This window comes from Picosynechococcus sp. PCC 11901, from assembly GCF_005577135.1.
GTDB lineage: Bacteria > Cyanobacteriota > Cyanobacteriia > Cyanobacteriales > MRBY01 > MRBY01.
Window position 1 is genome coordinate 2,319,958 of record NZ_CP040360.1, and the last position, 21,038, is coordinate 2,340,995.

The 21,038-nt window shown below is 48.6% G+C and carries 24 protein-coding genes and 1 tRNA gene; 19 read left to right on the forward strand and 6 right to left on the reverse strand.

Annotated features, from left to right (window positions below; genetic code table 11):
• Window positions 1-5: 5 nt before the first annotated feature.
• Window positions 6-908 (forward strand): lipoyl synthase, encoded by a 903-nt coding sequence (gene lipA / locus FEK30_RS12180; RefSeq protein WP_138073330.1) that lies wholly within the window; start codon window positions 6-8, stop codon window positions 906-908.
• Between the two features lie 129 nt (window positions 909-1,037).
• Window positions 1,038-1,550 carry a hypothetical protein gene (locus FEK30_RS12185; RefSeq protein WP_030007023.1) on the forward strand — a complete coding sequence of 171 codons (513 nt, stop codon included), beginning with the start codon at window positions 1,038-1,040 and terminating at the stop codon, window positions 1,548-1,550.
• A 51-nt stretch (window positions 1,551-1,601) separates the two neighbouring features.
• On the opposite strand, the gene nfi is transcribed toward FEK30_RS12185, so the two are convergent.
• Window positions 1,602-2,282 (reverse strand): deoxyribonuclease V, encoded by a 681-nt coding sequence (gene nfi, locus FEK30_RS12190; protein WP_138073331.1) that lies wholly within the window; start codon window positions 2,280-2,282, stop codon window positions 1,602-1,604.
• A gap of 189 nt (window positions 2,283-2,471) precedes the next feature.
• Between nfi and FEK30_RS12195 the strand changes: the two genes are divergently transcribed.
• From FEK30_RS12195 to FEK30_RS12215, 5 genes are all read left to right on the forward strand, one after another.
• Window positions 2,472-3,218, forward strand: a complete 747-nt coding sequence (locus FEK30_RS12195; protein ID WP_138073332.1) for a hypothetical protein — start codon at window positions 2,472-2,474, stop codon at window positions 3,216-3,218.
• Between the two features lie 106 nt (window positions 3,219-3,324).
• Window positions 3,325-3,621, forward strand: a complete 297-nt coding sequence (locus FEK30_RS12200; RefSeq protein ID WP_255447880.1) for a hypothetical protein — start codon at window positions 3,325-3,327, stop codon at window positions 3,619-3,621.
• Window positions 3,622-3,764: 143 nt separating this feature from the next.
• Window positions 3,765-4,229, forward strand: coding sequence for a hypothetical protein (locus FEK30_RS12205; RefSeq protein WP_138073333.1), 465 nt, complete (start codon window positions 3,765-3,767; stop codon window positions 4,227-4,229).
• 136 nt (window positions 4,230-4,365) lie between these two features.
• Entirely contained in the window at window positions 4,366-5,691 is a 1,326-nt protein-coding gene (locus FEK30_RS12210) for a (Fe-S)-binding protein (protein ID WP_138073334.1), read from the forward strand.
• Between the two features lie 29 nt (window positions 5,692-5,720).
• Complete coding sequence (locus tag FEK30_RS12215) at window positions 5,721-6,782, forward strand: D-alanine--D-alanine ligase family protein (protein WP_138073812.1); 1,062 nt, start codon at window positions 5,721-5,723, stop codon at window positions 6,780-6,782.
• Between the two features lie 83 nt (window positions 6,783-6,865).
• Here the strand turns inward: FEK30_RS12215 and FEK30_RS12220 are convergent, their stop codons facing one another.
• Entirely contained in the window at window positions 6,866-8,062 is a 1,197-nt protein-coding gene (locus FEK30_RS12220; protein ID WP_138073335.1) for a phosphoglycerate kinase, read from the reverse strand.
• A 158-nt stretch (window positions 8,063-8,220) separates the two neighbouring features.
• Here FEK30_RS12220 and FEK30_RS12225 point away from each other — a divergent pair, with 158 nt between their 5' ends.
• Window positions 8,221-8,625: a universal stress protein gene (locus tag FEK30_RS12225; protein WP_012307201.1), complete on the forward strand. Its 405-nt coding sequence runs from the start codon at window positions 8,221-8,223 to the stop codon at window positions 8,623-8,625.
• A 472-nt stretch (window positions 8,626-9,097) separates the two neighbouring features.
• A complete protein-coding gene (locus FEK30_RS12230; RefSeq protein ID WP_012307202.1) occupies window positions 9,098-9,652 on the forward strand; it encodes a hypothetical protein in 555 nt (184 codons plus the stop codon).
• Window positions 9,653-9,886: 234 nt separating this feature from the next.
• Here the strand turns inward: FEK30_RS12230 and psaC are convergent, their stop codons facing one another.
• Window positions 9,887-10,132 (reverse strand): photosystem I iron-sulfur center protein PsaC, encoded by a 246-nt coding sequence (psaC, locus tag FEK30_RS12235; protein ID WP_012307203.1) that lies wholly within the window; start codon window positions 10,130-10,132, stop codon window positions 9,887-9,889.
• Window positions 10,133-10,386: 254 nt separating this feature from the next.
• On the opposite strand from psaC, the gene FEK30_RS12240 reads away from it, so the two are divergent.
• From FEK30_RS12240 to FEK30_RS12245, 3 genes are all read left to right on the forward strand, one after another.
• Window positions 10,387-10,965 (forward strand): DUF1997 domain-containing protein, encoded by a 579-nt coding sequence (locus tag FEK30_RS12240; protein ID WP_138073336.1) that lies wholly within the window; start codon window positions 10,387-10,389, stop codon window positions 10,963-10,965.
• Between the two features lie 154 nt (window positions 10,966-11,119).
• Window positions 11,120-11,242: a DUF8629 family protein gene (locus FEK30_RS17150; RefSeq protein ID WP_041443506.1), complete on the forward strand. Its 123-nt coding sequence runs from the start codon at window positions 11,120-11,122 to the stop codon at window positions 11,240-11,242.
• A gap of 130 nt (window positions 11,243-11,372) precedes the next feature.
• Window positions 11,373-13,025 carry an MBL fold metallo-hydrolase gene (locus FEK30_RS12245; RefSeq protein WP_138073337.1) on the forward strand — a complete coding sequence of 551 codons (1,653 nt, stop codon included), beginning with the start codon at window positions 11,373-11,375 and terminating at the stop codon, window positions 13,023-13,025.
• Here FEK30_RS12245 and FEK30_RS12250 read toward each other — a convergent pair.
• The 3 genes from FEK30_RS12250 to FEK30_RS12260 all read right to left on the reverse strand — a co-directional run bounded on the left by FEK30_RS12250 (window position 13,022) and on the right by FEK30_RS12260 (window position 15,116).
• Window positions 13,022-13,336 carry a DUF6679 family protein gene (locus FEK30_RS12250; protein ID WP_012307207.1) on the reverse strand — a complete coding sequence of 105 codons (315 nt, stop codon included), beginning with the start codon at window positions 13,334-13,336 and terminating at the stop codon, window positions 13,022-13,024. The two genes, FEK30_RS12245 and FEK30_RS12250, sit on opposite strands and share 4 nt — an antisense overlap.
• 84 nt (window positions 13,337-13,420) lie before the next feature.
• Window positions 13,421-14,308, reverse strand: a complete 888-nt coding sequence (locus FEK30_RS12255; RefSeq protein WP_138073338.1) for an alpha/beta fold hydrolase — start codon at window positions 14,306-14,308, stop codon at window positions 13,421-13,423.
• Between the two features lie 85 nt (window positions 14,309-14,393).
• Entirely contained in the window at window positions 14,394-15,116 is a 723-nt protein-coding gene (locus FEK30_RS12260) for a hypothetical protein (protein WP_138073339.1), read from the reverse strand.
• Between the two features lie 235 nt (window positions 15,117-15,351).
• Here FEK30_RS12260 and FEK30_RS12265 point away from each other — a divergent pair, with 235 nt between their 5' ends.
• From FEK30_RS12265 to FEK30_RS12295, 7 genes are all read left to right on the forward strand, one after another.
• The gene (locus tag FEK30_RS12265) at window positions 15,352-15,858 is read left to right on the forward strand and encodes a GNAT family N-acetyltransferase (RefSeq protein ID WP_030007011.1); all 507 of its coding nucleotides are present in this window, start codon (window positions 15,352-15,354) and stop codon (window positions 15,856-15,858) included.
• Window positions 15,859-15,911: 53 nt separating this feature from the next.
• Window positions 15,912-15,985 (forward strand) — tRNA-Pro (locus FEK30_RS12270).
• A gap of 410 nt (window positions 15,986-16,395) precedes the next feature.
• Entirely contained in the window at window positions 16,396-17,238 is an 843-nt protein-coding gene (locus tag FEK30_RS12275; RefSeq protein WP_255447881.1) for a Tic22 family protein, read from the forward strand.
• A gap of 21 nt (window positions 17,239-17,259) precedes the next feature.
• Window positions 17,260-18,135, forward strand: a complete 876-nt coding sequence (gene prmC / locus FEK30_RS12280) for a peptide chain release factor N(5)-glutamine methyltransferase (protein ID WP_138073341.1) — start codon at window positions 17,260-17,262, stop codon at window positions 18,133-18,135.
• A 281-nt stretch (window positions 18,136-18,416) separates the two neighbouring features.
• On the forward strand, window positions 18,417-19,928 hold the full coding sequence (locus FEK30_RS12285; RefSeq protein ID WP_138073342.1) for a hypothetical protein: 1,512 nt from the start codon (window positions 18,417-18,419) through the stop codon (window positions 19,926-19,928).
• 2 nt (window positions 19,929-19,930) lie between these two features.
• A complete protein-coding gene (locus FEK30_RS12290; protein ID WP_030007008.1) occupies window positions 19,931-20,470 on the forward strand; it encodes a hypothetical protein in 540 nt (179 codons plus the stop codon).
• A complete protein-coding gene (locus tag FEK30_RS12295) occupies window positions 20,445-20,987 on the forward strand; it encodes a pilus assembly FimT family protein (RefSeq protein WP_138073343.1) in 543 nt (180 codons plus the stop codon). Before FEK30_RS12290 ends, FEK30_RS12295 begins: the two co-directional genes overlap by 26 nt.
• The last annotated feature ends 51 nt before the right edge of the window (window positions 20,988-21,038 follow it).

Below are 21,038 nucleotides of genomic sequence, written 5' to 3' on the forward strand. Positions count from 1 at the left end.
AAATTATGGCTTCTTCTGCGTCTCACTCCTCCAGCGCCCCGATTTTGCCCATGCCCAGTTGGGTCAAAGCTCCCCTCGGTAAAGCCAGTGAGATCTCGACAGTCCAGCGAATCGTTAAGCAACGGGGCATTCACACTATCTGTGAGGAAGGAAAGTGCCCAAATCGGGGTGAGTGTTACGCCAATAAAACCGCAACATTTCTATTGATGGGGCAAGTGTGTACTAGGGCCTGTGCTTTCTGTCAGGTGGATAAAGGCCAAATCCCCCTCCCCCTTGACCCGGAGGAACCCCAAAAAGTGGCGGAGTCGGTGCGACTGTTGGGACTGAGTTATGTGGTGTTGACTTCGGTGGCGCGGGATGACCTTGCCGATGGGGGAGCTGGCTGGTTTGTGGCGGTAATGGCCGCGATCCGGGCTGAAAACCCAGGGACACAAATTGAAGTGCTGACCCCAGATTTTTGGAGTGGGCAAGGGGCAGAAACAGCCCAGACAGAACGGGTAAAAACGGTGGTGGCAGCGCAACCGGCTTGTTACAACCACAACATTGAAACGGTGGCAAGGCTCCAGGGCCCTGTGCGGCGGGGGGCAAAATATGGGCGATCGCTCCGGGTTTTGGAATTGGTGAAAGCGTACAATCCTGAGATCCCAACGAAATCGGGTTTAATGCTCGGTCACGGGGAAACGGAAGCAGAAATTATTGAAGCGTTGCGAGATTTACGGGCTGTGGGGTGTGATCGCCTTACCCTAGGCCAATATATGCGCCCGTCCCTAGCCCACTTACCTGTACAAAAATATTGGACACCGGCAGAATTTGAACACCTAGGGGCGATCGCCAAGGAAATGGGCTTTTCCCATGTGCGTTCAGGGCCTCTGGTGCGTAGTTCTTACCACGCTGGTGAATCGATCTAAAAGCAGCTGAGAGTATTGCGATTTATGAAAGAGTATTACTAGATTATGTCGTTTTGGGGCAATGCTACCGATGGGGTTCCCTGAGCTTTTAAGCTAAAAAAGTAAGGCCCAGTTTCGGGAGAAGAAACTATGTTCAACTATGCCCTCAAAAAGCAACCGTTTTCCCTCAACTTATCGGCTATTGTCATGACGATCTTGGGGTTTTGGTTGAGTGCCTCTTTCCTCCTCGATTTTGTGATCATTCCTGTGTTGTCCATGACTGGAATGATGGCCGACAGCGGTTTTATTAGCACTGGCTATGTTTTGTTTGAGGTGTTTAATCGTTTAGAGGTGGTCTGCGCTGCCGGAATTCTAACGATCTTTTTTGGGTTTAAATTTGAACATCTCTTTGGCGATCGCCAAGCCTTAAATGCCCTCGTCATTGCCAGTATTTTGTTAAATATTGCTTTGCTTTATACCTATTTGATTACGCCTCAATTGGCTGGCTTTGGCTTAGAAATGTCCGGCTTCAATGGCACGGCAACGATGCCTTTGCAAATGTCCGTGTGGCACAGTTTGTATTGGGTCTTAGAGGCCGCGAAATTTGTTTTGGGGATCACTTTGCTGCGGTGGTGCTACCGTCGGGCCTGTGCGATCGCCTAAATCGTCCATTCAGTTTTTTAAACAAATCGATGCCGCCCCAAGGCGGTTTTTTTATGGGAAATTAGGTTTTCGAGAAGCCAATTTATCCGCCAAGCGCGTTGGTTCTGGCAGACGGTATTTCGGCGTACAGGCGAGGACGAAATCAAGGGCCGTGGCTAAACTGATCCGATGACCCACAGAAATGTAGAGGGGACGCACCTTCGTCCGACTCCGGAGCACTGCACCAATGGTTTCACCGTGATCCTGTAAAGGCACCCACTGCCCTTTTTCGAGGGGCACCTCTTGGTGGGTACCGATGTAGCGGGATTTTGCCACCCCAATCGTCGGTAAATCTAACAAGACCCCCAAGTGAGAGGCTAGCCCTAAACGGCGCGGATGGGCGTAACCTTGACCGTCACAGAACAATAAATCTGGTAAATGCGTAATTTTTTCTAATGCCTCCACAATAGCGGGCACTTCCCGAAAAGATAACAATCCCGGTACATAGGGAAAAGAAGTGGGGCAGCGGGCGATCGCCGTTTCGAGGATCTCTAGATCGGGAAAGGACAAAACCACCACCGCCGCCCGTGTGATTGAGAAGCGCGCCTCAAAGCCCACATCCACCCCCGCAATGGTTTTGACGTTCGTTGGTAAGTCATCTTGAAGTATGATCCATTGCCTTAGAGACATTTGAATCTCCCGGGCCACCCCAGGGGAAACATCCCAAGGATGACTGTGGTGTAAAACAAGCATTTATATAATTCCTCATCTGCATTTCGAGGGGTTTACGGGAAAAGTTTTGGCGCAATTAATCAAGTAACCGTTAAATTTCACCAATTAATTGAGAATCAATCTGGCACTTTCCTCTACACTGGAAGCAACTTTTTAAAACTTCATTTTCATCCACCCCCTACCCCAGCATTTTGTGTCGAGGTTTCCGCCATGCGTCAAGTATTTCTGTTGTTGCCCCTTGTTGCCGTGGGTTTAACGCTCGGGAGTTGCTCTCTATTGCCCGGTGGTGGCGGTGATGAACCGACCCCGGAAACCCCCCAAACCACAGCACCGACTCCCGCTCCGGAGCCAGACGCTGAATTGTTTGCCCCCCCGACAACAGAAACATTGTCTTCTGTGTTGATCCCATCCACTGACCCTGATGCTCGCCGTCGGGCTACCACAGAAGGCCGCCCCGATCCCTTTGCGGATCTTTCCCTTGCGCCCCAAGTGACTTTAGCACCTCCCCCAGCTCCGACACCGGCGGGTACAGCTCCTGGGGCTGTGGCGATCGCCCCACCACCACCTGTTTCTGGTACACAACCGGGTACCTCTGGTACAGCCAATGGCGCTGGCATCCCTGGACAAGCCCCACCGCCACCTCTGGACTTTACGCCGGTTCTCCCTGCCCTACCAGAGCCTACAGCAGCCCGTAATACCAAGGTTACTGGGGTTGTCCAAATAGGGGGGATTGATTATGTCATGGTGGAATCTCCCGATGAGCGTTTTAGCCGCTATGTGAAGGTAGGAGACTATGTAGCCAATGGTCAGGTACTTGTAAAAGCGATCGCCTTTAATCGCGGTGTTCCCGTTGTCACCCTAGAGCAGTACGGTATTCCTGTGCCGGTCAAACTCAATGAAACTTCGGTGGCGAGTAATCCTGGCGAACGCACTGTGCCGACCTTAGAAGAAAGTTAAGCTTGTTCAGAAAACAAGCCAACCACCATCGAGATATTACCCCCCAAGGGGAGCAGGCAAAACGGTACAATGCTCCTAAAGATTGACGCGAAAAAGGATAGCGATTGTGACAACTCCGGGCACTGTAACAGAACTGATCACAGAACGTTTGCGGCGGGAGGATTTACCCCTGGCCATTTATCGGGAGGTGGCGGCCCATCTGCAACAGGTGCCCCAAGTACAGGTGAAATTAGAGTTGCGGCGATCGCCAAAATTTAATTATTTCCATAGTCAAATTGGGGAAATGCATCTACGCTATCCGATGGATCTTCCCCAAGGCGATCGCCAACAAATTGAAGCGATTCTTTCCTTCTACGCCGGACGCTATGGTGCCTGGCAACGGGACAGCGTTACCCCCGAATAGAGCAGTCCTTCTCCACTAGAAACCCAATTCCTGAATGGAAATCCTACAATGGAGATGTAAAGAAACTTGGCAAACCCTTGATTTCTGTCTCCTAAGCGAGATTTTTTCAGGCAAGTTTCAAGCGTTTTGAGGAGTGCTCAACCATGAAAAAAATAATTGCTTTACTTAGCCTCGGTAGCGTTATGCTCACTGCCAGTGCAGCCCAGGCCCAAATCACTCCCACAAATCAATACAGTTACATTGGCGTTGCTGGTAATGTCGGTTTAACAGATCCCGATCGTAGTGTTGCCGATGATGGGGTCACGGTCATTAGTAAAATCGCGATTCTGAACAATTTATCCTTCCGCCCCGGCGTCAATTTCGGGGATGATACTTCTGTTACGCTACCAATCACCTATGACTTTGCTGGTCGGGGACGCGTCAATCCCTATGTTGGCGGCGGCATCGTCACAGATTCTGGCGATACAGATTTCTTGGCCACTGGCGGCTTTGACTACCGTTTCTCACGGGATTTTGTCGGAAATGTGGGGCTTAATGTCGGTTTTTCTGATGATGCAGATGTGGGCCTTACCCTAGGGGTTGGCTACGTTTTCCCCCGAAACCGTTAAGTTTTCATCTTAAAGGATTACCCATTAAGCCTTTAGACGTTACGAATTATGTTGATTTTCCGCCTCCCTATCCTGGGAGGTTTTTTCTCGGAGCCGCAAACTTTTATAGTGATCTGAGGCAGTTTTTGGACGAGCAATGACCCTTTCTGACACAAAATTAGGTGGTTTTGACCCGCAGCTTCCCCCAGAACAGGGAGTGATCGACAGTTGCGTGCATTGTGGCTTTTGTTTGGATACCTGTCCGAGCTATCGGGTGCTCGGCTCGGAGATGGATTCTCCCCGGGGCCGTATTTACCTGATGGATGCGATCGCCAAAGGGGAGGCGGAAATTAACAGCGCGACGGTACAACATTTCGACAGTTGCCTAGGGTGTTTGGCCTGTACTTCGGCTTGTCCGTCGGGAGTCCGTTATGACGAACTGCTGGCCTCGATGCGGGCGCAAATTGAGCGCAACTACACCAGAAGCCTCGGCGATCGCCTGTTTCGGTGGCTGATTTTTAATCTGTTCCCCTACCCTTTACGCCTAAAACTGCTGCTGCCATTGTTGTGGTTTTACCAGAATTCGGGTTTGCAATGGCTCGTCCGTAAACTGGGGATTCTCAAACTCATACCTCGACTGGCGGCGATGGAGTTGATTCTGCCTAAAGTTAATCTCCAGGCCAGCAAAAAAGTATTACCCACCCTAATTCCAGCCCAGGGGGAAAAACGGTACCGCGTTGGCATGGTGCTGGGCTGTGTCCAACGGTTGTTCTTTTCTCCGGTGAATGAAGCAACGGCGCGAGTCTTAACGGCCAATGGCTGTGAAGTGGTGATTCCCCAGGGTCAGGGGTGTTGTGCGGCGCTTCCGGCCCACCAAGGACAAACGGCACAAGCCCAAGAACTCGCGCGGCAGATGATCGATAGTTTTGCCGATCAAGACCTCGATTACATCATTATCAATGCCGCCGGTTGTGGCCACACTCTCAAGGAATACGGACGAATTTTGCAAAATGACCCAGAATATGCCCAAAAAGCCCAGGATTTTGCCGCTAAAGTGCGCGATGCTCAGGAATTTCTCGCGACGGTGGGTTTAACGACCCCTTTAAATCCTTTAACATCTGAAACATTTCCCCTGGTTTATCAGGATGCTTGCCACCTGCTCCATGGCCAAAAAATTGCCGCCCAACCGCGCGATCTACTCCGACAAATTCCCAATGTGCAGCTCCGGGAACCCGCTGAACATAATCTTTGTTGCGGCAGTGCCGGGGTATTTAACCTCCTTCAACCGGAAATTGCCGCCGAACTTGGGGAACGGAAAGCCAGAAATTTACTAAATACTGGCGCGAAGGCGATCGCCTCGGCGAATCCAGGCTGTAGTCTGCAAATCCAAAACCAGCTCCAGCAGCAAGGGCAAACGATTCCCCTGTGGCATCCGATGGAACTGCTCGATTTTGCCATTCGCGGCGTCCCCTTGCCCCTATAATGATCCCGATATCTATGGTGGAGAACGTGATGGCACGGCAACGGGTTGGTTTATTGTTTGGCGGGAAATCTGGGGAGCATGATGTTTCCATCGTTTCAGCGGCGGCGATCGCCAAAGCCTTTACCCAGGAAGATAACCCCGACAAATACGAACTCCTCCCGTTTTACATCGACCGCAATGGCATTTGGCATGACCCAGAGATTTCCCAACAGGTGCTCGCTGCCGGCAAAGCCCTCCCCGTAGAAACCGTTAATCCGGCCAGTCGCTGGCAATTTCCCCAGGCAGCCCCCAGCATTGATGTGTGGTTTCCCATTGTCCACGGGCCCAATGGGGAAGATGGCACCCTCCAAGGCCTGCTGACCCTCATGGAAAAGCCCTTTGTGGGGAGTAAAGTGCTCGGTTCGGCGGCAGGTATGGATAAGCTGGCGATGAAAATGGTCTTTGCCCAAGCAGGTTTAGCCCAGGTGGATTATGTGGGCGTGTTGCGTTCTGAAGTCTGGTCTGGCCCCTGTGTTTTCCCAAAGGTCTGCGACAAAATTGAAGCCCAGCTCAATTACCCGATGTTTGTCAAACCCGCAAATCTGGGGTCTTCCGTGGGGATTAGTAAAGTGCGCACCCGTGACGAACTAGAAAAAGCGCTGGATCTCGCAGCAGAATATGACCGTCGGCTTATTGTTGAAGCTGGGGTAACGGCCCGCGAGGTAGAATGTGCCGTTTTGGGGAATGATCAGCCCAAGGCTTCGGTGGTGGGGGAAATTCGCTTTGACAGTGATTTCTACGACTACGAAACGAAGTACACCGATGGGAAATCTAGTATGCACATTCCTGCTGAGATCCCAGGGGCGATCGCCCAACAAATTCAAGAACTCGCCATTAAAGCCTTCCAAGCTCTTGATTGCCGTGGCATTGCCCGGGTGGATTTTTTCTATGTAGAAGCGACCCAGACGGTGTTAATTAACGAAATTAATACCCTGCCTGGGTTTACAGCCCTGAGTATGTACCCGCAATTGTGGCAACAGAGCGGCGTTCCCTTCCCTCAATTGGTGGATCGCCTGGTGCAATTTGCCCTGGAGGATGTCCCACAGGCTTAATATTTTCGGAAAATTCTCTGTAAAAAAGCCCCCCTGAATTGAGCTAGGGGGGTATTTGTTAGAGCAAAAGAACGGTTAAAAGTTTAGGCATCATCGAGGGCAACAATACCGGGAAGCTCTTTTCCTTCGAGCAGTTCGAGGCTGGCACCACCACCCGTGGAAATGTGACTCATTTTGTCTGCAACACCAACTTTTTCGACGGCCGCAACGGAGTCTCCCCCCCCAATAATCGTGACCGTACCAGTTTCAGTCGCACCAGCAAGGGTCTTGGCGATCGCCTCGGTACCCACGGCAAATTTATCGAACTCGAATACCCCCATCGGGCCATTCCAGATCGCTGTGCCACAGCCATCGAGAGCCTCTTGGAAGACCTTCACAGAATCGGCACCAATGTCGAGACCCATCCAGCCATCGGGAATTGCGTCAACGCTGACAGTTTTAGCTTCAGCATCGGGGGCAAACTTGTCTGCGACAACCACGTCAGTGGGCAACAAAATTTTCCCCTGGGCCTTTTCCATTAAGCTCTTTGCCAAATCGATCTTGTCATCTTCGACGAGGGAACCACCGACGGATTTCCCTTGAGCTTTATAGAACGTAAAGATCATCCCGCCGCCGATCAAAAGCTTGTCGCACTTTTCGAGGAGGGTTTCAATGACGCCAATTTTGCTGGATACCTTAGAACCCCCAACAATCGCCACGAGGGGACGTTTGGGGGCTTCGATGGCGCCCTTGAGGAACTGGAGTTCTTTTTCGATCAAAAGACCCGCAACGGAAGTACCAACATGGTGGGTTACGCCTTCGGTGGAACCATGGGCACGGTGAGCCGTCCCGAATGCATCGTTGACATAAATGTCTGCATTGGCCGCGAGTTGCTTGGCAAATTCGGGATCATTCTTTTCTTCACCGGGGTTAAAGCGGAGGTTTTCTAGTAACGCCACTTGGCCATTGCCGAGGTTGGCGATCGCCTGGTTCACATCATCTCCAACGCAATCATCACACTTGGTGACAGATTGGCCCAACAATTCAGACAAACGAGCGGCCACAGGCGTTAAGCGCATCGAATCAACCACCTGACCCTTCGGACGACCCATGTGGCTCCCAAGAATTACCTTGGCACCTTTCTCAGTCAAATATTTGATGGTGGGGAGTGCTGCCCGAATCCGGGTATCGTCAGTGATTACACCACTCTCATTGAGGGGTACATTAAAATCAACCCGGACAAACACGCGCTTTCCGTTTAAATCTGCCTCTGTTAAATTTGCAACTGATTTCTTAGCCACAATTAGGATCCTCCAAATGCTTGCTTTTTATAAAGTTCTGTCATCTTGTCATCAGAAGAAGACCATTTTTCCGAGAAAATTGAACTAGAAGTTCCAAATCCAGAAAAATATCTCCATGCAGATTTTACCGGAGCCTGTGTCTAGGAGGTAGAGCTACCATGTTTAAAACCATTCTTTTTCCCGTTGATAAAAGTCGTGAAGCCCGTGAAGCAGCGGAGACCGTGATTCAGCTTGTGAAATCTTTCCAAAGTCGTTTAGTCTTGCTTTCCGTGGTCGAACCGACAGAGCCAGAGGAACGCCAGGGGGTGATGAATTCCGAAGAAGCGGTGGCCAAGCTCCTCCAGGGAGCCCATGATCTCTTTGCCCAAGCGGGGATCGAAGCGGAGATCATTGAACGGGAAGGGATGCCATCTTTCACCATTTGTGATGTGGCCGATGAAATTGAAGCTGATCTAATTGTGATGGGCTGTCGAGGCATGGGCTTAACCCAAGAAGGAGTTGCCGAAAGTGTCACGAGCAAAGTTACGAATCTTTCTCCTTGTCCGGTCTTGATTATCCCCTAGGGATTTGCTCTGCCAATTCAATATCCAGCTTGAGATCACTTCTCTTTTTTTCTACAGGGCGGAGGCGATCGCCTTTTGATGTTCAGCCTTTTCGCCCATGGCAATGTCAGAATTTTGATTTTTAATGAAGCAAGACTCAAAAAATCATTAAGTATTTATAGTTATTCCAGCGCTTCTGTCTCTGAGCAGAGAATGATTAACCCCAGATCAAAATTGCGACGACTGTCGCAGATAAAAAATTGATCATCTTGTCTATGGCGAAAGTAGGAGTCGAAATTAACATTCATCACTTATGATTGCATTAAGATTGAGTAAAATAGGTACTGTAGTATCCCAATCAAAAAAATAAATACCTAGTTATATTTCTATGGGAAAAATAAAAAATAAAAGAGCAATCTTTTAACGGCAATGGGTATCACTGGGTCTGTAAAGTATTGTTCTTGCATCGTCACAATAGGTTGAAATAGCGCTTATGAATGCAGCATCTACCAACAATGGTCCGAAAATTCAGTTGATTGGCGAAGTCCTTGAAGATGCAGGCTTAATTTCCGAAGCCCAATTACAAACGGCTCTTTTTGATCAGCAAATTTATAGTGATTTAAAATTTGGTGAAATTTTGACTTTGCGGGGCTGGATTCGTCAACCCACAGCTGATTTTTTTGCAAAGTATGCTAAGCAAGAGTTGATCTTAATTGATAGCAAACGGCTTGGTGATTATTTACTTGAAGCGGATTTACTGACCACTGAGCAGCTCGCTCTAATTCTTGATGAGCAACGGCTAAACCATATGTTATTCGGCAGTTTAGCAGTGTTGAAAGGTTATATTCCCCAGAAAACCTTGAATTTTTTCCTGCGTCGTATCCTAAATCAACATGTTGGCGATCGCCGATTTTGGCAGACCACCCATCATCCCAAAACATCTCTCGCCCAGCAGCCCAACGCGAAAGCGACTCAACCCCCACTCTCTAAAGAGACCCTAAACACGGCCAAGGAGACTGATCCCACAGAAATTAACTGGATTGGTTAATTTACTCTTGATTGTTTTTAAAAATAGAACTTAATCTTGAAAAAGTCTGACCCATGGCGATCGCCACCCACGAGATCGCCGCACTCTAATGGCGAAACAAATATAATGTAGCGGACAATAAAAAAAGAGAGGACTAAAGTGCCTCTCCGGAAATGACCAGAATGGTTGAAAACGTTAATGGGATAGTGTTTTAATATAACCCAATACAAAAAGGCTTGTGTTAAATGGGCGAGTTTAGTAGGCCAGACCCATACTACGAGTTGTCTCGGCACCGAGGTAAACCCGGATACTGAGAAAGTCGGTGGGGCAAGCAGTTTCACACCGCTTACAACCAACGCAATCTTCCGTTCTAGGAGAAGATGCGATCTGACCCGCTTTGCAGCCATCCCAAGGAACCATCTCTAGGACATCAAGGGGACAGGCACGGACGCACTGGGTGCAGCCAATGCAAGTGTCGTAAATTTTAACGCTATGAGACATTGAGTGTTAACTCCTACAAGAATGTGGTTTGATTATGTCAGCATTCTGGATTATGGGTTAGTTTACCGCAGGGCTAGAAGTCCCTTGGCGAAAAGGTGATATAAGTTTACGTTGCGTTACATATCCCTAAAAAACCGGCGTCTCTAGGCAATTTTGAGCGTTTTTTGAAATTTTCTGGGGTGCTTTTTGGGGGCAAGACCAGGGTTTCTATTGATTCGATGTTGACTACAAAATTTTAGGAACAAAACTTTACTATGGCCATCCGCTTCCAAGCTCTCGAAGTTGTTGCTCTCTCCGTACCAGAGGCACCCCGTCCGATTCAAGAGTATCTCCAAGACATTGATTGTCTGGTGGGGGCGATCGCCGATCCAGAACGCACCGAAAAAATTGCCCCGGATCAATACCAACTCAAAATGCGGCCCATTGGTTTTTTAGATCTGTACAAATTTCAGCCCATTGTGACCTTAAAAATTTGGTGCGATCGCCACTACCAAGTCCATATCAAAAGTTTGGACTACCAGTTGCGGGGTCTAGAACCCTTTATGAAGGGCTTTAAACTCGATGTGACTGGTCGGTTACAACCCATCGCCGATGAACAGGAGCAATGGTTACTCGAAGGTGAAGCGGATCTCCAGGTTAAACTCGAATTGCCGCCGCCCCTCTGGTTTACCCCCAAAGCACTGGTGAAAAAAACGGGCGATCGCCTTTTGCGGGAAATTCTCCAACGCATCAAGGGGCAACTCCTTGACCAGTTAGTGCGTGACTACCAAGTTTGGGCCAACGGTACCCGCGAAAATTCTGCCTGTGGCGATCGCCTCGAAACTCACTCGTAAATTTCCCGAAGGATACACCTTGGTGCCATGGGTCAAAATTCCGTAAAATCCAAAAATTTCCGATAAAATAGCAGATTTTGCCGCCACAAAAGTTAATTTCCGCTCTCTGGAAAAATCGCTATGATGAAACTGAATGTACAGTTACCCTAACCCTATGGATATCAAATTACTTTTATTGGCTTTGACTGGTGTCTTTACCGTGGCTTGTCTCTTTTTCGGTACCCAAAATGGTTTTTATGATTCCGATGATTACCACGGCAATGGTTCTGCCCACTAATGCCCCTACCCACATTTTTTGGGGAGTTTCGCCACAAGTTCCCTTAACTATGTCTTTTATTGTTCGTTGAGATACTCTAGGATCTCCTGCGGCGATCGCCTCCTTGGGATTCTAGGATTTTTTGTGCCCAATGCCCCCTGCCGTCGCGCCTGATTTGCCTCAATTATCCTGCCTGCCTTACGCCACTGGCCAACAAGCAGAAGGTGTTTGTCTGCTTCTGACATTGGGGCCTTATCAACTGCTCCTCGACTGTGGTGTCAAGGATTTTGAGCATTTTCTGGCCCAGGACAAAATGCCCGATGCTGTCTTTTGCAGCCACGCCCACCGGGATCACGCTGAGGGAATTCTCGCTCTACATCGCCATTTTCCAGCAGTCCCCATTTACCTCAGTGCCGCGACCCAAGCATTGTTGCCCCTCAATTGGCCTGGGACAAAAGTTCCCGCTGAGTTGGGTCAAGTGCTGCCCTGGCGATCACCCGTAGAAATTGCAAAAAATTTAACCCTGCAACTTTTCCCCGCTGGACATTTACCAGGGGCGGCGGCGGCCTTGTTTACACTCCATACCCCAGAGCGAGATTACACGGTATTTTATACAGGGGATTTTTCCGTTTCCCATTTTCAGTTGGTGAATGGCTTATCCATCGAGGCCCTGCGGGGTCTCCAGCCCGATGTGTTGATCATCGAGGGTAGCTATGGCACCATGCGTCATCCCCACCGCCGTCAACAGGAAAAATATCTCACCCAACGGATTCTCGACGCCCTAGACGCTGGTCAATCGGTGATTTTACCGGTACCGCGCCTCGGCCTCGGCCAAGAAATCTTGAAACTACTGCGATCGCACCACCAATTTACCGGCAAAAAAGTTGATATTTGGGTGGAAGGTCAAGTGGCCCGTGGTTGTGATTTGTATCTAGAGATTTTGCCCGAACTGCCAAATCCAGTGCAAAATTTTGCCCGTCACCAAGCTCTCTTTTGGGATGACCGGGTGTACCCCCGGATGCACCGCCTCGCTCCAGGTGAATATCCAGATCTACGCCAGGGCAACCATGTGATCATCACCGATTACACCAATGATTTCGCCAAATATTGTGAGGCAGAGGAATGTTCTTGTTTACTCTTGTTACCGGAACATCCGGGGGTTTGGTTAGACATTGAAGCGCCTCCCCTCGCGGCGATCGCCCCTAAAAAGCACGTCCAAATCGAAACCTATCTCCTCGCCGAACACAGCGACGGTCGCAATACCACCCAGTTAATCCATAACTTGCGGCCCCAACACGTTGTCTTTTTCCATGGTTCTTCCCAAGACCTAGAAGATCTCACCGCCCTCGAAGAACTCCAAAGCCGCTACCAACTCCATTGTCCCGCCGCTGGCAAGTTAGTTGAGCTTCCCATTGGGGCCACTTTTATCCAACCAGCAGGTCCCCACAGCACAGAATACGAAGGGGAAATCAATGAAGTGGGGGCTTGGATCACCATCAGTTTGCCCAATAGCCTCAACGATGATCCCCGCTGGCAAACCTTTGCAGATACGGGCCTGGTGGAAGCGCGCTGGCAAGGGGAAGAACTCGTACTGCGGGGCATTAACGAGCGGGAACTGCTGCACCATAATGTCGATGCCCAACGATTTAACAACTTAGATTGTTGCCTCAACTGCCGTTTCCAAAAAGGATTGCGCTGCCAACAACCAAAATCCCCCCTGTATCGCTTTAAGGTGACACCAGAGGGGTATTGTCCGGAGTTTCAGGCGATCGCCCAGGCTCCAGATCTGTCAGAAGAAATTTAGTCTTGGTTTTTGGAATCGGGGAAATGGGGGAAAATTTGCTCCGCTTCTGGGCAATCTTCGGCGATCGCCAGTTCCACATCCATCTTCGGCACCGAAGCGAGTTTTTGGGTAATGGCACCGACGCTTTCTAGGCGCACTAATTCTTCCCAGGAGGAAATTTCATCATCTTCTTCCGTTTCATAACGGATTGTGAGAATTTCTCCCTCAAACGCTGTAATGGTTGCATTTTCAATCCAGCGCTGTTGATCCCGCAAGAATATACAAACTTCTTTTTCGTCGTTGCAGATTTGGTTAATCTTGCGGTGTAGCATAAGCTTCTCCAAGGTTTGGGCAGAGCACAGTAACATTTCTCTACTAAGCATTGTAGACAATCTCCCTGCACTTTTACAGTCTTTTTAGGGGTGATATTGATTTAAAATTTTGCGGATATTTTCTGCCACTGAGGCGACTTGTTCAACCATCGCTAAATGACCGCAGTGATCAATTTCTCGGACATTATTGCCCATACAACCAAAACTAGGATGAAAGCTGGCTAAATGGCGCACATACTTCAGTTCCATGACGGGATCTTGCTGTCCTGCCAAAAAATAAACCGGTTGGCCTAATTGCGCCACCAACTGCGGTAGATAATGCACTTCTTGTTCGGTGGTTGTTTCGAGGAGAGCACCGAGGGCGGCAGTGGCATCGGCCTGAAGAAAGTCATGAATTCTCTGTTTTCCCCATTGTCTTGAGAGGGGACGATGCACCATTAACCGGGCAAAAAATAAGTCCAATAACGGTAAATGTTTCAGGAAGGGCCAACGGTTTTTGACGAGGTTCTGGCCAGCATTGCGAAACTTTTCAAAGTCTTCTTTGAGATAAATGCCCCCCCCAGCATTGATACAGATAATTCCCCGTACCCGTTCGGGACAAATGGCGGCCCCCCACAGGGCGATACTCCCCCCTAGGGAATGACCCACAAGCCAAACGTTTTTGAGGTTGAGGGTGTCGAGTAAATGTTGAAGATCGGTGCCGTAATCTTGGAGAGTGTAGCCTTGGTCTGGGTAGCGATCGCCTTGGGTCTTAGCAGCAGATTCCCCAAAACCTCGGAGATCGTAGGCGAGACAGGCATAATCTTGTTTTAAAAGATCAATGAGGGGCTGCCAATAGGCACGACTCAGGAGCCAACCATGGATAAAAACAAGAGTGGGATATTCGGTCTCTTCTCCGGCAGGATCTGCGGGGCGATCGCTGGGGGTAAAGTCATAGGCATGGAGCACATCGCGAATTACCGTTGTTGCCATAAAATCTTGTTACCAATGGGCTCACAGTTCTACCATCCTTTATCTTACCCAAGAGCGTTCTCCCATGTTGCCCTGTCTAGGGACATCATGAAAGGTGCAACAGGCGATCGCGCACATTACTCGCAATCCGTTGACCTAAATACTCAGGAATCGCACTTTCATTGGGGCCAAAAAGATACAAAATCAGCCTTGTATTGCCACGCCAAGACACCAAATTCGCATTAATCACTAACAAATCTTCCTGCCAAATCGCATACATGGCCCGATACAACAAACCTTCCTGTTCCTTGGCTTCGATGATTAGAGTCGGCAGATGGAAAACAGGGTCAATGTAAAATTCCGTATGCACCTCGGCGAGCCCCTCTGCAAAATTAAACTCGACGGCCAACATTTCCTCTACTTCAAAGCGCCCAGCCAGGGCTTCCCGCACCGCTCGACAGACGTTTCCGGCGGTATTTGGGGCGAGGGGCTGATTATTGCGATCAAGACTAATCTTAATAAAAACGAGCATCGGCGCTTGGATTTGTCCATACAGACTGAGGCTATGGATCTTCAAACCGTAGGCTAAAAGAATCCCGAAAATATCACTTAAAAGAAAAGACTGGTTTCGGTAGGCAAACTGGAAGACGCTCCGGTTGCCTTCGGGACTAATCTCAACAATCGGCTTCTTGGCCCGGTAGAGCTGGTAGGCTAACTGGAGATTTTGAAATTGCGCTTCGCTACTGACGAATTGTTCGTAAAATTCGGGAAATGAACGGTTGAAACGTTTCAGTAGATCTAAATTAGAAGATTTGAGGGTGGCGGCCATAGTTAATGGGGGGCAGTGGGGCTAAAGATACTCAACGATAAAGATGATGATGCGTTTGTGATCTCTGAATAACCCTTATTTTCTACAGTGTACTCCAGGAATTTTGCTCTTTCTGCTCCCTAGTGCCCCGGCAGCCCACAGTCAGCCTTCGCAAAAGATCTTGTAAGATTATCAAGAATATTTATTTGTCATGTCCTGCGACTTCATCCGAGGCGATCGCCCCCATAAAATGAGCATGGGTTTCCTAAAACGACTATTTAATCCCACCGTTGATGTTCCAAATGTCCAGATCAGTGATTCACAACTTGAGTCTGCTGGCCAACCGCGTATTTTTTTTAGCCTAGATCGCGACCTAGATCTCTACGAACTAGAAGAACTCTGTGATCAAGTCGGTTGGGCCAGACGCCCGATTCGTAAAGTCCGCAAAGCGATCCAACATAGCTTTCTGGTGGTCACCGTCTGGGAAGTGCGCAATAGTAAACGACGGCGTCTCATTGGGTTTGCCCGGGCCACCTCTGACTGTGCTTTCAATGCGACGGTGTGGGATGTGGTGATTCATCCCCAGTTCCAGAGCCAGGGTTTAGGTAAAGGCCTGATGCAGTTCATTATCAAAAAACTGCGAGAGTCAGACATTAGCAACATTACGCTTTTTGCTGATCCCCAGGTGGTAGAGTTTTACCGGCGGTTGGGTTTTATCCTTGATCCAGAAGGGATCAAAGGGATGTTTTGGTATCCAAGCTAAAAATGATTTCGCAAACCGCCTGCAGCTAAGTTATACTAGCTGAGGTATTTCACCGGGATGTAGCGCAGCTTGGTAGCGCGCCTGCTTTGGGAGTAGGATGCCGCAGGTTCGAATCCTGTCATCCCGATTTTTAATTTCTTACCACAATTTGAACAGGCGATCGCCGCCATTAATTTGACCACCCCAGGTCAGCCAAGACACTTCAATCAAAAGCCTAGATCGCCCCAGAATAATTGAATTTTTTGTGTTAGAGTCGAAGTCGTTGGCCAGCCTATGCCGATACTTTTCTACCTGCAATGGAACTTGAGTATAAACATTTACGAAATGGAACTCCAATTTACGGAGCCACGTCTCTAGAATACATTGATAAACTGCAACATCTGTCATCCATGGGAGACCCCAGTTTATCTAGATCATGGCGTAGATTGCCGCTTTTTTAATGGGGATTTCTAAGACGTAAACCAAAGTATTTTGACGGCTTATTTTTTTAGGATTAATTTTTCTAATCTTGCAGTTATTTTGTTTGAGGTTTTATTTATGAAAAGTCTGGTTCGTTTGGGTCAAAAAGCCCTACTGATGGGCACGGTAATCGCCGGAACAATCTTAGGTGTTAATGGCAGTGTGTTGGCGCTCCCTGAGGCAGCCGTCGTCGAAAAGCTCCGGCCAATTCCGATGTATATGCTGATCAACGACGAAGGACAGCCCATTTTTGCGACAGTCACCGATCAGAATGGCGGCGAGTCGGGGGTTACGGGCGTTTTTGTGAGTCTTTCGGATGCCGAAAACCTCGTGGCGGCCCGCCAAGCAGAATCAAAAAGACTCCTCGATGCGGAACGGGCAAAACCCAATGCCGATCCCCAAATTGTCGCTGAACTAGAAGCTCAAGCGGCCCTGTGGCAAGAGGCTAACGTGCTTCCCATCGGTTTGGATAAGATCTACCAGTTTGCCCAGAGTGATGAAGCAGAAGATTTGACCTTTAAGTTTTTGCCGACCATGGCGCAGTTAAATGCGGCGGCCCAAGTGACGCAACAGGAAAACTTCCCCGGTGTGCCTTTATTTTTCCTCTCGATTCAGGAAAAAGATGCCAACGGACAAGATATTGTTTCTTTCCCAACCCTGGCAGGGGATGACAACAATGGCAACGGCGAGATCCCTGTTTTCTTTGAAGTGCAGCCGATTCTTGAGCAATTAGATGCTTTCCCGGAAGATGAAGAGCTGAGTATTAATGTAATGCCCCTTGAGGTATTTATCGCCAAACTGCTCGATGAGGATCTACCCACAGAGGAGCAGGAATTTTTGGAGTCGATGACCCTAATTCCCTCGACGGAATCGGCCCAGTTGATCCAAGCTGTCATTGAGCAGCAACGGCAACAACAATAGGGTATTGGGAACGGTTGATTCTTGAGTGAGATTATTGCGGCTCAGGATTTAGTACGGTGGCGACAGTGGGCCAAAACCCAGGCGATCGCCACCGATATTTCTGTTGAGGAAGTGGATTGGTTTCTCCAGGGGCTGACCACCGTGGATCGGTTGAGTTTGCGGCTGGGGATTCGGGAAGCTGTGCAGAGTCAGGTGTCTTTGGTTGAACTTTCACGCCTCTGGGAACGGCGCTGCCAAGAAAAAATCCCGGTGCAATATCTCGTCGGGAAAACCCCTTGGCGCAATTTTGAGCTAGTTGTTTCTCCTGCAGTCTTGATCCCTCGACCCGAAACGGAATATTTAATCGATCTGGCTCAGGCGAGTCATCATGATTTACACGCAGGTTATTGGGTCGATCTAGGAACGGGCAGTGGGGCGATCGCCTTGGGTCTGGCCGACAGTTTTCCCGACGGAAAGATTCATGCCGTTGATCAGAGTGCCGCCGCCCTTGAAGTCGCCCGAAAAAATGCGATCGCCTATGGATTACAAGATCGAATTCAGTTTTATCAAGGCAGTTGGTGGGAGCCGCTACAACATTTGCGGGGTAAGGTGGCGGGTATGGTTTCCAATCCCCCCTATATTCCCGCTGCCTTACTGCCGGATTTACAGCCAGAGGTTTATCGCCACGAACCCCATAGCGCCCTTGACGGGGGCATAGATGGATTAGCCGACCTGCGAATTTTGGTAAATGAAGCGCCGGATTATCTGATTTCTGGTGGTATTTGGCTCATTGAAATGATGCGCGGCCAGGGGGAAGCGGTGGCGCAATTACTCGCAGACAATGGTCATTACACTCAAATTCAGATTATTAATGACTTTGCTGGGGGCGATCGCTACGTATCCGCCCAGCGTATCTAAGCCAAATTACGTAAGTGTCATTCGTGATTAAAATCACTGATAACATCTACCTTTAGACTTAAATTTAACTTAAGGCAGCTTATCTTTAACGCGTTGTCCCCACGTAACTTTTGGTTAATTGTCTCAGTTGGGAAAACTGATACATAAAATTTAATCTGTAAAATGTTACAAACACCTCAAGTTGTGGGCACCCTAATAATTAGAGGTAGAAGCAGTGCTGCCCAGGTCGTTGCTTAGAATATTGCGGAATTTCAACAAACACTGCGAGGTTAAAAACCACCATGTATACATTCTTACTCCAGTTCCTTCTAAAAACAAAGCAGACTCAGGAGAGCGGTTTTAGTCTCGTGGTTGCTCTAGGGCTAGGTCTTTTCATGGTGGTCACTGGCGCAACGATGATCCTCCGTTCCAATGACGATCAAGTCGCCTCGACTTTGCAACAACACAATCTAGAAAATATCGCGATCGCCGAAGCAGGTCTAAATCGAGTGCTTGGGGTACTTCGTTCTGATAACAACAGTCTTTTCTTAAAACTTGACTACGATCCCAATAATCTTTTAGGTAGCGGTATCAACGAGTGGGAAGACGCAGCCTATGCCGATAAACGTGTTCTCAAAACCTCTGTTTTCGATGGTGGTTGCAGTGGTAATTCTGGTGATGTAGAGGTTAGCGTCCCTAGCGGCTTAACCGCCAATAGTACTGGCGATGGAAACTATGAACTGCTTGCCTATGATTACAACCCCCAAACCAACACGGGTACTTTCATTGTCGAAGGAGAATTCCAGGACGCTCAGGGCAATGCAACCCAGGGGACGGCGCGCTTACAAGCGTCAATCTACGTTGACAATTATCTTGATGAAGTACCAACCAGTTTTCCTGGCCTTTTTATGGAAAACGTTATTGAATTAGGCAATAATGACATTTCTCTAATTCCTAACGTTAGTGCTGACCCCAATGAAAAAAGCAGCGTAATCTGTGCACAATGCAAATTTGACACAGATAAAGAAAATGCTTGTGCTGTTGGTATTTCCGAAGCAGATTATCAAGGCTATATCCACACAGATGCAATGGGAGGCAAAAGTAATTCGACCCTAACCAATGTTATCCCCCGGCTGGGAAGACCCAACCTGCCAGATTTGCCTGTAGCGCCCCAAACAATCACTGCAGATTTAGGTAACAGTGCTGTAGACTTACCCCGCGACGGTGATCAGACGGTTTCCTTTGACCCTGATGGCGCAGGCCCTGCCCAAGCCTACCAAGCATATGTTTACAAAGCAGGCAATCTAAATGTTGGTAAAGATGGCGAGAAAGGTGGTGGTCAAGATAAAGACTGGACTATCAAGACAACAAATGCGCCCGTAATTGTCTTCTTGTCTGGTGATTTAACAATTTCTGGATCCCGCCGCATCGTTCATGAAGGCGATTTTGGCGACTTTGCAATTTTTGGTAAACCAGATAGTGGCACAGGTACAGCCTCACAAAATATCCGCATTAACGGAACAGCCAGTTCAACATTCTTTGTTTATGCCCCTGACGCCCAGGTGGGAATCAATGGTGGCGGCAATGGCGACGGCATGACTGGTGTCATCTGGGGCAAAATCTGGGATGCCTCCAGCTCAAATGCTAGTGGTGCTGTGGTTAATATTCCCCCTGGTGCGCCCCAGGCTCTTGGTAATACCTTCGGGATGACTTTTGAAAATGTTTCTCTCTACACAGAGAAGTTTCAAAATAGCGGTGTGGTTGAATGGGAAAGACAGGAGGTAACGTCTCTACCCCAGAGAACGACTAACTAGTGATGATTAACGCTCAACGGAAGACAGACAAATATTCTAGTCGTGTAACACAGCAAAAAGAACAGGGCTTCACTTTCATTGAAGTCCTGGCAGGGATTATCGTTTCGACAATCTTTGTGCTTGTGACAGCCCAGGCTACGTTTATTGGTGTCGTCCTGAGAGTGCAGGCCCAGCGTGCATCCGAAGCGATGAATGCGATCCAGTCAGATTTTGATGAAATTAAATATCTGGCCGCTTTATCCTTTTCGCAAGCTTCTCCTGTTTGTGATGCTGCAGCCACAACAGATGGCTATGCTCAGGCTTTGATCACAGAAATTAAAGACGATTTGGGTCAAGCAAATAACCAGACAGGAGAAGTCTCTAATTCTGTTTCCCTGGTTAACAAGAGTTACACTATGACCCGGACTTTGAATGTCTTGAATCAGGCCCCTTACAACACGATGCAAATTGGTTATCGTGTTGTTGATCCGGACAGTGGGCGACAAATTGCAGAATATTATTCGGAGATTGTGCCTGATGCTTCCTTCGCTTGTCGGAACTAAACAAAAAAGCACCGGATTTACACTCATTGAGTTGATGGTCGCAATCTTTATGGCAGGCATTTTGGCAACCATATCTGCACCTGTGATGTTTGGTTTTGTTAATCGCAGTAAATTAACCAGCGCAAGGAGTGAGCTTTTTGGTGCTTTAGAGGAAGTACAGCGTCAGGCTATCCGTCGGAGTATTAATTGTCGGTTTATTTTGCCGTCAAGTCCTGCCATCAACCCGACTTTTGACAGTGATTGTTTTGTTACAGGCGATCGCAGTTTAGAGGGGATCACGCTGCGTCATAACGGTGCTAGCGTCAAATCGACTGATTTTCTGTTTGATTTCCGAGGCAGAACCAGTGATATGACCAGCAATCTACTCACGGGAGATTTAGTGCTGATCCTCACAAAAAATGGCAATTTAGGTAATCAGAAATGTGTCATTGTTTCCCGTGGTTTGGGCTTAGTCCGTAGTGGCAATTACCCATCCGGAGACAGTTCAACAGACTCAACTAAATGTGTTTTGCAATAGCTTTTTTGGGTATCATTGAGGTGTGATTATGGCATTTTATCTTGCTACCGG